The organism is Flavobacterium sp., assembly GCF_035456225.1.
Taxonomy (GTDB): domain Bacteria; phylum Bacteroidota; class Bacteroidia; order Flavobacteriales; family Flavobacteriaceae; genus Flavobacterium.
Genome location: NZ_DATIDM010000116.1, coordinates 1 through 12,860 on the forward strand (window position 1 = coordinate 1; position 12,860 = coordinate 12,860).

Genomic DNA, 12,860 nt, shown 5'->3' on the forward strand with positions numbered 1-12,860 from the left:
TAAACAAAATAAAAATTGTTAAAAAAAAGCGACCCGAAGGCCGCCTTAATTTTTTATCCTCTGATAAGTTTTTTATACTTGATTCGGGTTGGAGCAACATCTCCTAAACGTTTTTTACGGTTTTCCTCATAATCAGAGAAACCACCTTCAAAGAAATACACTTGCGAATCACCTTCAAAGGCTAGGATATGCGTACAGATTCGGTCTAAAAACCAGCGGTCATGGGAAATAACCACAGCACATCCGGCAAAATTTTCCAAACCTTCCTCTAAAGCACGAAGCGTGTTGATATCCAAATCATTCGTTGGCTCATCCAGTAACAATACGTTTCCTTCTTCTTTAAGTGTCATGGCTAAATGTAAGCGGTTACGTTCCCCTCCGGAAAGTGTAGCTACTTTTTTGTTCTGCTCACTGCCTCCGAAATTGAAACGCGATAAGTATGCTCTTGAATTTACCTGACGGCCTCCCATCATGATTAATTCCTGACCGTCACAGAAGTTCTCCCAAATGGATTTATCAGGATCAATATTCGCATGCGACTGATCCACATAAGCAATTTTCACGGTTTCCCCTGTTGTAAACTCCCCGCTGTCCGGTTTCAGTTCATCCATAATCATTTTGAAAATGGTAGTTTTACCTGCACCGTTTGGCCCGATAATACCAACGATACCAGCTTGAGGTAACGTGAAATTCAAATTATCATACAACAATTTGTCTCCGTATCCTTTTGCAACGTTTTTCGCTTCGATAACATTCGTTCCCAAACGTGGTCCGTTCGGGATGTATAATTCTAATTTTTCGTCAAGCTCTTTTTGATCTTCATTCAATAATTTGTCGTAGTTCTGTAAACGCGCTTTTTGCTTGGTCTGACGTCCTTTCGCTCCCTGACGTACCCAATCTAACTCGCGTTCTAACGTTTTACGACGTTTTGAAGCTGTTTTTTCTTCAAGCTCCATACGTTTTGATTTCTGCTCTAGCCAAGAAGAATAGTTTCCTTTCCAAGGAATACCTTCACCTCGGTCTAGTTCTAAAATCCAACCTGCAACGTTGTCAAGGAAATAACGGTCGTGTGTTACTGCGATTACCGTTCCTGCGTATTGCGACAAGTGCTGCTCTAACCACAATACCGACTCAGCATCCAAGTGGTTGGTAGGCTCATCTAATAACAATACATCCGGTTGTTGTAATAATAAACGACATAAAGCTACACGACGTTTCTCTCCACCAGACAATACTTTAATTGGCGTATCAGCATCCGGAGTACGTAAGGCGTCCATTGCGATTTCCAATTTTGTATCGATTTCCCAGGCTCCCGCAGCATCAATTTTATCCTGAAGTTCTGCCTGGCGATCCATTAGTTTCTGCATCTTATCGGCATCCTCATACACTTCCGGTAAACCAAACATATCGTTTATTTTATTGAACTCGTCCAAAATTGCCATAGTTCCGGCAACTCCTTCACGAACAACATCAATAACCGTTTTAGTTTCATCTAAATGCGGCTCCTGCTCTAAATAACCGACAGTATAATTTGGTGCGAAAACCACATCTCCCTGATAGTTTTTATCAACACCTGCAATAATCTTTAATAATGACGATTTACCTGAACCGTTCAAACCAAGGATACCAATTTTAGCTCCGTAGAAAAAACTTAAGTAAATATCTTTTAAAACCTGCTTATTCGTGCTTGAGTAAGTCTTGCTTACCTTCGACATCGAAAATATCACTTTCTTATCGTCTGACATACTTTACTGTTTATGTTTATTTTTTGATTTTTTACTGAATACGTATCTTAAAAAGATAACGGCAAAGATAGGTTAAATAAAAGAATTTAAAAGATGATTTGCAATTCTGTAGTGCATTTTTGGAGAATTTAAACCTGTAACCCCAATGAATGATTTCACGCAGATTTCACGCAGATTTCGCAGATTTCGCAGATTTTCGCAGATTATAATTTCATAAAACACAGTTAACACCTGTATTTATCTGTTGGAGTAACGAGATTTCTCTACGCGGAAGCAATAATTCTCTCCACAATAGCGAGATTTCTTTTTAAAGTGACGAGTTTCCTCTTTCCTCTTTCCTCCTACTTCAACTCCAGTAAAAAAGACAATTCTGTGCCATGATCTTCTTTCGTATTTTTTCCGATCAGGTTTTTATTATCATAATTGTAATAGAAAGTGAATTGTATTTTGAAATCGTTGAATATTTCCCAGGTAAGATCAGCGCTCAAATCAAAACGGTATCTGCTTTTATCGGTAATCCCGACATAAGAGCCCATTTTTAATGAGGAGGAAAGATTCGGACTTAAAAAGCTGTACACCGTATGTTGCAATGTTACGGGCCATTCACTGTTAGCAATAAATTTATCCGATTCTATAGTGTCTTCAAAATTCTGTAGAAAACCTGTAAACACAAGCAACCTCTGGCGTTCGGTAATTATAAGATTATTTCCGATTCCGAAACCAAACGATAGTTTTCCATCGACACCCAATTCGTCGTTCCTATTGAAACCATTGGCCTGATACAATACCCATTTTTTGTACAGCGAATAAAACTCCTGCAGGTTTTCCTGTATCCTCACCGAATAATCCGAACTTTCCGTTGACGTGGCTATATAAGAGAAATTATTAACGAACCGCCATCGGGATATAACATAAAAAAGATTGCTTTCCCCACTGATACGCAATACTTCAGACGACTTTGTATAACTCACCCCCGCTCCTATATCGCCTTTAAATCCTTCGTACCATTTTTCTTCAAGGGGGAAAATCCTTAGAATTTCCTCAAACTTAATTTTCGTTTTTTTAGGCTCGGTTAAGACGATTATTTCTCCCATAATTTGGGAATTGGTTATTTTCCCAATGAAGATTTCACCATAAATACTTTCTACCTTATATATTTTGCTTCCGCCATCAATAGAAAATATCTTGTACCATTTTACGGAAACGATACCGGGGCCCTGTGCATCAAAACTCAAACGTCCTTGCTGAAACGATAAAATTTTACCAGTTAACCTGTCGCCGTTTATCAGGTGTAAGATATCGGGTGTAAAAGCCTCTTTTCTGATTTTTTTTTCTGTTTCGGAAAGTGTAGTATCAATTTCTACTTCCAGATTTTTAGGCAATGTGTCATGTTCCACCGAAATAATGGAATCTTTTTTTGTTTTTTCAGGGATTTGGGCATACAAAAACAATGGAAAGACCAGCAGTAAAACCTTCAATGTTTTTGAATAACTAAACATCCCTTTTTAAATTAAAACTTAAACACAAAATAAAACCTGTTGGCTTCCTAACACACAACAGGCCTGATACTTTTTTAAAACCATATAAGTCATTTAGTTTTTTAACTTGGAAAATATTCTTTGACTCATGTATTTAATTCACAACCGCATACAACACCTTCTATCAGTTACAACATAAGTAATACACGGCTTTGGAAAAAGTTAGTGATACCTTGCTGATTATCCTTATCCAAAACTCCGTATCCGTAAGCAAAATAGAATCGGATATTTTCAGAAAGATACCAGTTGACCATTGGCGTAATTCTCCAAAATTCACCACCAGTTAAAGTTCCGTCATTAAGATCAAGGGAAGAAAAACGAAGAATTGCTTCAATAGCCCCATAACCACCATCGAAAACCGATTTTTTTGGTTTAAGGAATGAAAATATTCCCGGGTTACTAAAGTAAGGGCGTACTTCTCCCGTGATTGAATAAGCCACAAACACTTCACCTCCATGGAATATAGGATTATTTGTTGCGGACGAATTCATCATATGAAAATTGTATTCAGACCCTAACAAGAAAGCACCTGATCTGTAATAAAATTCACCTCCGATATGATTCGAGCTAAATACGGAAAAAGTTCCAGTATCTAAGAAATAAGGTGCCTGATTAGCCTCCGGACGTGACCTTACCTGTAACGTATGATCTTTAACCTCCCCATACCTGTAATTAACCCCAATATGCATTACCGGTTTTAAGGCATCTGTATAAACCGGAAGATAGCCTACTCTGGAAGCAAATTGCCATTTGTATTTTGAAAAACTCTGTACTTTAGACAGCACATCTGTATAAACGCCAATATTCCAGTTTATTTTTTGCTTTGGAAGGAACCCCATATACTTCACACCATCGGCCAATATTGGAATAATATCTATAGACATATTTCTTTCCATGTGCCACATGGAATATCCGTTCATAACCTTACTCATTGAATACCCTTCTTTGGTCCGCCCTACAAAAATATCCCCATACAATTTCGGAACCCCAAACATGACACCGCTTTCCCTTGCGAGCCAGATTCTGGAATTACCATCATACATGATCCCGACTTTCCAGCTTATGTTACTTTTGGTTTTCAACTTACCTGACATGGTAACCCTAAAATCCCTCACAATAAATCCGGGAGATAACTGTACCTGGTCTTTACTCGGATCATCCTGACTGTAAAATGCATGTTCGTACATGAAACCTCCTCCAAATCTCAATGTGGTCACATCGTTTTCAAATTCATTTCCTCTTGTTATTTTTTTTTCAGGAACGATTGAGTCTTTTTCTTCAAAGACTTCTCCTTCAGTTCCGTCAAGCCTCTGTTCTTTGGGAACATCTTGTGCAAACGAAACAAACCCTGTTACCACAAAAAGCAGTGATAACAAGGTTTTTTTTATCTGATTCGATTGTTTTATTTGGCTTTTGCCTTCAATTTCAAATAATTTCATTGGGACACATTTTATTTCCGGATTACTCCGAAAAAGATTCCACAATTATTTTTTCTGTTGTCCTGTCATTTCTGCCGGATCTAACAATTTCTTGATCTGATCTTCGGTAAGCAATTTCTTTTCACGGATTAATTCAAGAATACCCTTATTGGTTTCAAGAGCTTCTTTTGCCAGCTCCGTAGTTTTTTCATAACCAAGTACAGGATTCAGAGCAGTAACAATACCAACACTTCGCTCGATGTAATGTTTCAGTACTTTTTCGTTGGCAGTAATGCCGTCAATACAGTTTTTACGGAATAACGGCATTGATTTATAAAATAACGCCTGAGATTCCATAATAGCCACGGCAACAACCGGTTCGTAAGCATTCAGTTGCAAAAGTCCGTCCTGTGATGCGAAAGTAACCGTTACATCATTACCAATTGCTTTAAAACAAATCTGATTCATCAATTCCGGCATAACAGGATTTACTTTTCCGGGCATAATAGATGAGCCAGGCTGAAGTGCCGGTAAATTGATCTCGAAAATACCTGTGCGCGGACCTGTAGCAAGAAATATCAAATCACTACTGATTTTAGACAAGGTAACAGCTAAATTTTTTATTGAAGAAGAATACATCACGAAAGCCTGCATACTGCTTGTGGCAGCAATAAGATCTTTAGATGTATGAATCGGTTTTCCTGTTATTTTAGCCAGTTGTGCAGAACATTTTTCAGCATAACCAGGAGTTGCTGTCAGTCCTGTACCGATAGCCGTTGCTCCCATATTCACTTCATACAGATAAGCTTCCGATTTACGCATTGCATCTATGGCTGCATCCAGTTGATATCCGAAGGCATGAAACTCCTGCCCCAATGTCATTGGCACGGCATCCTGCCCTTCGGTACGCCCCATCTTTAACAGATTATTAAACTGATCTCCTTTTTTATGGAACGATTGCGATAACAATTGGGCTTCTTTCAAAAGCTTATCGTTATGCAGAATCAAAGCAATGTGTATGGCTGTCGGATATACATCGTTTGTAGACTGTCCCATGTTCAAATCGTCATGAGGTTCGATGTACTGATATTCCCCTTTCTTCTTACCCATCATCTCAAGAGCAATGTTTGCCAGTACTTCATTGGCATTCATATTAGCCGAAGTTCCTGCGCCACCCTGATACAAATCGGTCAAAAACTGGTCGTGATACTTACCATCCATCACAGCCTGACAAGCCTTTTCTATTGCTGCAAGTCTATCTTTTTTCATCCGGCCAACCTCGCCGTTAGCTCTGGCAGCAGCCAGTTTTACAATTGCATAAGCTTTTACGTAATCGGGATAAAAATTTGTTTTAACTCCGCTAACCTGAAAATTCTCCAAAGCTCTAAGCGTTTGAACTCCATAATAAGCATCAGCGGGTATTTGCTTTTCGCCCAACAAATCTTTTTCTGTTCGGACTTGAGCCATTGCATATTGCGATGAAATAATCATTAGCAACATAAGAGGAATGTATTTTGCTTTTCTCATGACTTTTTGTTTTACTCGGAATTGATTTTAAAAATCATTCCAATAGTTTTTTTTACAAGGGACATTTATTACACTGAGCGATTAGAACTCAAAGAAATATTGCTGTAATTGTTTTTTATCTTTGGTTTTGGTTAAACCCAGCATTAACAGAATACGTGCTTTTTGCGGATTCAAATCGTCACTCACAATAGTTCCGAGTTTGTCATCGTCAACTTCATCTTTCAGAACCACACGGCCGGAAACACATCTTGTTGCTCTACAAACCACAACACCTTTTTTCACGGCGGCATCAATTGCATCGTAATATGCTTTATTGAAATTTCCATTTCCTACACCCGCAATTACAATTCCATCTACTTTTTCATTAACTAAAGCATTAATTAAAGAAGGATTCGCATCGGCATACATATAAACGATTTCAACACGAGGCATTTTTGTCACCCCGGCAATGTCGAATGGCGTGTTTTTATCAGATTTTCTGCTTGATGCCTGATAATAAATCGGCTTAGCGTCATAAACCTGTCCGATTGCACCTGCATTAGGAGCGCCAAAAGCTTCCATATGGGTTGAATTTGTTTTTACGATATCTCTTCCGTCAAAAATACTTTCAGAGAATACTACAAGCGGGCCTCTTCCTTTACTGTTCGGACTTGCTGCTACTACTACCGCATCAAACAAGTTTTTAGGCCCGTCCGCACTGATTGCAGTAGCTGCACGCATTGAACCTGTGAAAACTACGGGTTTATCGCTTCTCAATGTCAGATTAAGGAAAAAAGAAGTTTCCTCTTGAGTGTCGGTACCATGAGTGATTACGATGGCATCGGCTTCATTTTTGCTGAAAATCTCGTTGATTCGTTTGTTCAGTTTCATCCAAATTTCGATGCTCATATCCTGACTACCGATACTGGAAATCTGTTCACCGGTTACTGTTGCGAATTTATGTATTTGAGGAACAGCACTTAATAGCTGATCGATTGGAAGCGCACCGGCTTTATAACCAGCCTGATCAGCAGCAGCTCCTGCTCCTGCTATAGTTCCCCCTGTTGCAAGGATTTTTACTCTTGGTAAATTTTGTGCCTGAACACTGTAAACAAAAAACAACCCAAGCACCAAGCTTAGTGTTTTAATTGTGATTGTGGAAAATGTTTTCGTTTTCATTGGATTTAAATTTATGAGTTGGTTAATAACGCTTAATTGATTCCCTTTCTAAAAAAATGGCTTGGTAAAAAATGTTACCACAGCTGTCTTTAAAGGTTTTTTGGATGATAAATTTAACAAGTTTTGAAAAAATTAACATATTTGTTCGATAAAGCGCAACTAAAATCGTTAAGAAGTAAATTATTACAAATTCAGAGACTGTTGCATTATTTTGTAAGTAGTGCTTTATAAATGACAGAATTCTACATAAAAACAAAGAGCCATGGCTAAATTACCATGGCTCTTGTTTTGAATTATTTCAGTATGCTTTTAATTTTTAAAATTTCAATACAGACTAACCAAAATTATAAAAAAGCTCCTTTCTATTATTTTTTGGTCAAACTCTCCCATTTAACGCGTTAAAAACCCATGCAATGGAAAAAAAGCCTATACCTACAGCAGCAAAACCCCATCCGGCTACATCGGCATAACGGTATATTGCTAATCCTATCAATATACAACCCATGACAATCATAATAAAAGTTGCCCAGCCTAAAACAGTATTTTTGTTCATCATAGTTCTGCTTTTAGAATTTAATTTAAGTACTGTAAATATCGTAATTTAAGTTGTTATCCAAAAATTCATCTCTCCATTGACATTTTTTATCGCCAAAAGTTTGTTTCAGCGTAAAATTACCTCTTCGGATTAATAAAAAAGCCGGTAAAATTCCGGCTTTAATTGATTCTGTTATTTCTTACCACCTGTGGCAACATATTTTTTTGCAATGCCATCGTAGGTCTGTTTTGTTTCAGAAGATTTGCCTTTAAAAACAATATCTCCATTTGGCAATAATTTGAACTCATATCCTTCACTTCTCCTTCTTTGCTGGGTTTCCGAAACATCTTTTGAACCTCCCAGAAAAACTTTTTCAGTAATGTTTGTAGTGGTTTGTGTATTGGTTACTACCCTTGATTTTGTCGAAACATCCCAGATTTCAGAAACAATACTTGTTATGTCTTCTGTTTTCAAATCGGTTTTATTGGTACCTTTTTCGATCCAGGAAATATAATACAACTGGGTGTCTTTTGCTTTGAAACTGGTTATTTTACATTCGGACAATTTCTTTTTAGAATCAATCGGACGTGTAAAAAGAACTTCTTTTTTAACACCTTCATTCAGATACAGATGAAACTCATTCTTTACGATTTCTGCTGAAATCTTATCCGATTTTGCTAACACTTCGGAATTGGTTGCAGATTTTGAACTGCTTTTTTTCTTTTTCTGACTATAGCCCACAGCTGTCATCAATACTAATGCAAATAATAAAAATGTTTTTTTCATAAGTTATTTAATAGGTTTCTTGGTTTTGGAAAAATACAATTTTTTTTCACAAATGCAAACATTTAAAAAAAACATAACCAATCAATACATATTTCACAGAGTAATTTAGAAATATTCAAAAAAAGCATTGAAATAACCTGTTGAGTGTAATCAAATAATTAGTTTTTTAATCTTATTTATTGGTCTGCCAAATATAAATTTGTTGATATACTGAATCAGCATCAAAGCAGATGTTTTGCTGGAATTCTGGTTTTAAACCATCTAAAGATTTAGCATAATTCCGTCTAATTAAGATTTAGAAAATAGTTCCCAATCCTTTTTCATGATTTCTGAAAATATTAGGTTAGCTGTCTATACTCATTTTATTGGATCTCATTGGTGTTTTGCAATTGTATTTCTAACACGAATACTGATTTGCTTGGCGACATTAAGATACTGAAATCCAATATATAGCCCTTTTTATCGCTTTAAATAATTGCATCAAAACTGGTGTTTTTTAACATTTTTTTATATATTTTTGTTAACTAAATCTTTCATCTGAACTAAACATGGCAAAATTTTGCTTTTTATCAGTGCTTTTTATCAGTACTTCTATTTCTGCCCAAACTGAATTCTTCCATTCAAAAATCAATTTCTCCAAGGATCAATTAGACAAATTTTATTCTTCCATAAGTATTGATGGCGCTCAAATCTATTTTAACGCCAATGATTATACTGTTTATGCCCACAATACGAAAACAGGAATTTTAAATTGGTCCCATTACTCTGGCAACAAATCAAATAATGCCCCTAAAACGCATCAAAATAATGTTTTTGTTGAAAGTTCAGGAGGTAAATGCGAACAATTGAATGCCAAAACCGGCGAACTGGTTCAAGAAATAAGTCTGGAAGAATTTTCGACCCAACCCATTATTAAAGATACTATTATGTATTGTGCCGCAGTTTCTCCACAAATTGGCGGGGCTATTTTAGCCTATGATTTGAAAAATAATCATACAGTATGGCAAAAATACATTGGTCATGGAGCTACGCTTCAACCCTATTTTTTTAAAGACAAAATTGTAGCGAATTACGAAAATCAGTATTGGTTTGAATTGGATTACAATGGCAATGCATTAGACAAAGACAGCGGTTGCTATTACAAAACCACCGAACCTCCTTTTGAAGAACAATTTTGCAACATTCATTACGATTTATTGAATCAGTACAACAAAGACATCCTGGTAAAAAATGTAACTATCGAGGAAACAAAATACCATTATGCCAAAAATGCAACCCTGATTTTAGAAGGAAATATACTCAAAATAGTCAACGAAAAGAATAAGGTAAAAAAAGAAATTGTCTTAAACAAAATTATTACGCCATTAGAAACGGGTATAAACAACTACAAGGAAATTTTGAAAGTGGAGGAAAACACCGTTTGGTTTATTTATGAAAATATGCTTGGCGTTTACGATTTCAAAAATAATAAAACCATCAAAACACTTGATTTAAGTAAATGGAATCCTCATAAAGCTATTTTGAATGGTAATAATGTATGGCTGATTTCCAGGAATGACGGGGAATTGGTTGGCCTGAAAATAGAATAACAAATAAACTTTAAATAAAAACACGTATGAAAAAATTATTTTTATTAGGTGTATTATTGATTAGTACATTATCATTTGGACAAGATTTAGGAATTGGAAAAACAGAAAGTGAAATTTTTAAACTTTTAGAAGCTGATGGTTTTGACTATCATGGGTGGCGTCCTGATGGTAAAGATGGAAATACGATATTAACATTTGAGAATACAAGTAAGTTGCGCTGTTATGTGCATATGTCTGAAAAAAAAGAAAGAGCCTATGAAAGTGAATTAGTAATTGAATTTAAAACTTGGGAAGATTTATTGAATAATTACAATACAATAAAATCTCAATTTACAACCGATTTTGGAAAGCCAACAAAAAATTCCGAAAAATTTAGTGGAACCTATAAATTGGGTGACGGAAATGAAATAAAAGCATTAGAAAACGGCTATTGCATTTATGAAACACACTTTAAAGATAAGGATAATACTCTTTATGAATTGACAATCAATAAAGATAATGAATACTCTAAAGCAAGAATACTTATAGTTGCCACTAATAAAAAATATCTTTAGTAAAACAAACCCATAATACAACGGTTATTAAATAAAAACAGTAAAGATTAACCCCATATATTTATGAAGTTCCCACAGAATTTGAAAAAGACATTGCAAAAGTAAGAATTGGAAAAGAAGAGTTTTTTATAAATAAAAAGGAGAACGAATTAAATAATGACTAATCCCAACCGCTTTCAAGACGAAAACCTAATCCTTTCCGACTTTTATAAAGAAGTTTGGGTGGTATGTCCGTCTTGTGCCAAAAAAGCAATGGCTACGGTAAATTTTGAAGCCAAAACAGCTCGTTTGTTTTGTGTTCATTGCGGTTACAACAAAGAAACCACCACAGCCTTAATTCCCAAAGGCACAGTGGAAATGACAGCAAATTGGTATTTTGAGGTAGAGTTATGGCTAAAATCTCCTTTCAAGAATGAGGTTTTTTGGGCGTACAACGACAAACATCTGGAGTATTTGGAACGGTACATTAGTGCGACTTTGCGGGAACATAAAGACCGAACCCATTTTACGCTTTTGGAAAAACTTCCTAAATTTTACCATGAGGCAAAAAACCGAGAGGGTTTGTTAAAAATCATAGCCAAATTGAAAAGTAAAAGATAATTTGATACAGGAATTACAAATGACAAAAAATAGCATATACATAGTTCTGATTACTTCTGTTTTTAGTTGTGCACCGAAAGCCGAAATAGTAAAATACGGAAAACACTATCAAAAGCACAATGATTACAAAAGCCTTGTAAAAGCTGTCGAGTTAATGCCAAAAACGATTACAACTTCGGAAGTAAAAAAAATACTCGGAGAACCACCCATTGACAACGGTTTTGATTATCGGTATTTGGTAGATTCCACAGGGGTGAATAACTGTACCATTGGAGCCGTTTTTACTATTGACAGCAAAGGAAAAATAACCAATCGTTGGGTTGATGAAATTTGCGAATAGCTTCAATATGAAAATCATTATCAGCTTCCTTCTGGAGGTGCAAATAAAATTACAGTTTAAGTTAAGCGCTTTTTTGGGAAGTATTCTATAAAAAAACCACGCCGTTAAGCGTGGTTCCTTATCTATGATTGCAGAAGATTATTTCACTTCCTCGAAATCTACATCCTGAGTTGTATCTCCTGAAGCATCCGTTTGTGGTTGTGCTTCGTGAGTTTGTCCTTCAGCCTGTGCTTTGTACATTTCCTCTGAAGCATTTTTCCATGCCTCATTGATTTTATCCAATGCCGGTTGAATTGTATCCACATCTTTAGTTTCGTATGCTTTTTTCAATTCGTCCAAAGCAGCCTCAATGTTTGATTTATTTCCTTCCGATAATTTATCTCCGAATTCGGACAATTGTTTTTCAGTCTGGAAAATCATTCCGTCAGCCTCGTTCAATTTGTCTACTCTTTCTTTAGCCAATTTGTCAGCTTCGGCATTAACTTCAGCTTCTTTACGCATTCTTTCGATTTCTTCCTGAGTCAATCCTGAAGAAGCCTCAATACGGATATCATGTGATTTACCTGTTCCTTTATCAACAGCTGTTACATGGATAATACCATTAGCATCGATATCGAAAATTACTTCGATTTGAGGTACTCCTCTTGGTGCTGGCGGAATTCCGTCTAAATGGAAACGACCAATCGTTTTGTTATCGTTTGCCATTGGACGCTCACCCTGCAATACGTGAATTTCCACCGATGGCTGGTTGTCAGCCGCTGTAGAGAACACCTGTGATTTTTTAGTTGGGATAGTCGTGTTAGCGTCGATTAATTTTGTCATTACGCTTCCCATAGTTTCAATACCTAATGAAAGTGGTGTAACGTCAAGTAACAATACGTCTTTTACGTCTCCGGTTAATACACCACCCTGAATTGCAGCTCCAATCGCTACAACCTCATCCGGGTTAACTCCTTTTGATGGTTTTTTACCGAAGAATTTCTCAACCTGCTCCTGAATTACAGGGATACGTGTTGAACCTCCCACTAAGATTACTTCATCGATATCAGATGTTGATAAACCTGCATCTT

The 12,860-nt window shown here is 36.3% G+C and carries 12 protein-coding genes and 1 pseudogene; 4 read left to right on the plus strand and 9 right to left on the minus strand.

Translation table 11 applies throughout. The features are described from left to right. Nucleotides 1-53 precede the first annotated feature (53 nt). The 8 genes and pseudogenes from ettA to VLB74_RS13430 form a co-directional block, all read right to left on the minus strand. Nucleotides 54-1,745: an energy-dependent translational throttle protein EttA gene (gene ettA / locus VLB74_RS07090; protein WP_325202763.1), complete on the minus strand. Its 1,692-nt coding sequence runs from the start codon at nucleotides 1,743-1,745 to the stop codon at nucleotides 54-56. 341 nt (nucleotides 1,746-2,086) lie between these two features. Next, on the minus strand, nucleotides 2,087-3,223 hold the full coding sequence (locus tag VLB74_RS07095) for a DUF481 domain-containing protein (RefSeq protein ID WP_325202764.1): 1,137 nt from the start codon (nucleotides 3,221-3,223) through the stop codon (nucleotides 2,087-2,089). 188 nt (nucleotides 3,224-3,411) lie between these two features. After that, nucleotides 3,412-4,722 carry an OprO/OprP family phosphate-selective porin gene (locus tag VLB74_RS07100; protein ID WP_325202765.1) on the minus strand — a complete coding sequence of 437 codons (1,311 nt, stop codon included), beginning with the start codon at nucleotides 4,720-4,722 and terminating at the stop codon, nucleotides 3,412-3,414. A 45-nt stretch (nucleotides 4,723-4,767) separates the two neighbouring features. Next, a complete protein-coding gene (locus VLB74_RS07105) occupies nucleotides 4,768-6,168 on the minus strand; it encodes an aspartate ammonia-lyase (RefSeq protein WP_325202773.1) in 1,401 nt (466 codons plus the stop codon). A 141-nt stretch (nucleotides 6,169-6,309) separates the two neighbouring features. Next, on the minus strand, nucleotides 6,310-7,386 hold the full coding sequence (locus tag VLB74_RS07110) for a type II asparaginase (RefSeq protein ID WP_325202766.1): 1,077 nt from the start codon (nucleotides 7,384-7,386) through the stop codon (nucleotides 6,310-6,312). 376 nt (nucleotides 7,387-7,762) lie between these two features. Beyond that, entirely contained in the window at nucleotides 7,763-7,939 is a 177-nt protein-coding gene (locus VLB74_RS07115; protein ID WP_240473162.1) for a CAL67264 family membrane protein, read from the minus strand. A 174-nt stretch (nucleotides 7,940-8,113) separates the two neighbouring features. Then, the gene (locus VLB74_RS07120) at nucleotides 8,114-8,707 is read right to left on the minus strand and encodes a hypothetical protein (protein WP_325202767.1); all 594 of its coding nucleotides are present in this window, start codon (nucleotides 8,705-8,707) and stop codon (nucleotides 8,114-8,116) included. Between the two features lie 150 nt (nucleotides 8,708-8,857). Next, nucleotides 8,858-8,999 (minus strand): annotated as a pseudogene (locus tag VLB74_RS13430) (IS982 family transposase); the annotation flags it as partial. A gap of 256 nt (nucleotides 9,000-9,255) precedes the next feature. Here VLB74_RS13430 and VLB74_RS07125 point away from each other — a divergent pair. From VLB74_RS07125 to VLB74_RS07140, 4 genes are all read left to right on the plus strand, one after another. After that, entirely contained in the window at nucleotides 9,256-10,296 is a 1,041-nt protein-coding gene (locus tag VLB74_RS07125) for an outer membrane protein assembly factor BamB family protein (RefSeq protein ID WP_325202768.1), read from the plus strand. A gap of 26 nt (nucleotides 10,297-10,322) precedes the next feature. Further along, complete coding sequence (locus VLB74_RS07130; RefSeq protein WP_325202769.1) at nucleotides 10,323-10,850, plus strand: hypothetical protein; 528 nt, start codon at nucleotides 10,323-10,325, stop codon at nucleotides 10,848-10,850. A 156-nt stretch (nucleotides 10,851-11,006) separates the two neighbouring features. Next, nucleotides 11,007-11,450, plus strand: a complete 444-nt coding sequence (locus VLB74_RS07135; protein ID WP_325202770.1) for a hypothetical protein — start codon at nucleotides 11,007-11,009, stop codon at nucleotides 11,448-11,450. Nucleotides 11,451-11,469: 19 nt separating this feature from the next. Continuing rightward, nucleotides 11,470-11,790, plus strand: coding sequence for a hypothetical protein (locus VLB74_RS07140; RefSeq protein ID WP_325202771.1), 321 nt, complete (start codon nucleotides 11,470-11,472; stop codon nucleotides 11,788-11,790). 138 nt (nucleotides 11,791-11,928) lie between these two features. On the opposite strand, the gene VLB74_RS07145 is transcribed toward VLB74_RS07140, so the two are convergent. Then, a partial coding sequence (locus tag VLB74_RS07145) for an Hsp70 family protein (RefSeq protein ID WP_325202772.1) occupies nucleotides 11,929-12,860 on the minus strand: 932 nt, incomplete at its 5' end.

Bases quoted from the DNA above. Each gene is read 5' to 3' on its own strand.
- VLB74_RS07120 (WP_325202767.1), bottom strand. From the start codon at position 8,707: ATGAAAAAAACATTTTTATTATTTGCATTAGTATTGATGACAGCTGTG.
- VLB74_RS07135 (WP_325202770.1), top strand. From the start codon at position 11,007: ATGACTAATCCCAACCGCTTTCAAGACGAAAACCTAATCCTTTCCGAC.
- ettA (WP_325202763.1), bottom strand. From the start codon at position 1,745: ATGTCAGACGATAAGAAAGTGATATTTTCGATGTCGAAGGTAAGCAAG.
- VLB74_RS07110 (WP_325202766.1), bottom strand. From the start codon at position 7,386: ATGAAAACGAAAACATTTTCCACAATCACAATTAAAACACTAAGCTTG.
- VLB74_RS07125 (WP_325202768.1), top strand. From the start codon at position 9,256: ATGGCAAAATTTTGCTTTTTATCAGTGCTTTTTATCAGTACTTCTATT.
- VLB74_RS07115 (WP_240473162.1), bottom strand. From the start codon at position 7,939: ATGAACAAAAATACTGTTTTAGGCTGGGCAACTTTTATTATGATTGTC.
- VLB74_RS07100 (WP_325202765.1), bottom strand. From the start codon at position 4,722: ATGAAATTATTTGAAATTGAAGGCAAAAGCCAAATAAAACAATCGAAT.
- VLB74_RS07105 (WP_325202773.1), bottom strand. From the start codon at position 6,168: ATGGCTCAAGTCCGAACAGAAAAAGATTTGTTGGGCGAAAAGCAAATA.
- VLB74_RS07130 (WP_325202769.1), top strand. From the start codon at position 10,323: ATGAAAAAATTATTTTTATTAGGTGTATTATTGATTAGTACATTATCA.
- VLB74_RS07140 (WP_325202771.1), top strand. From the start codon at position 11,470: ATGACAAAAAATAGCATATACATAGTTCTGATTACTTCTGTTTTTAGT.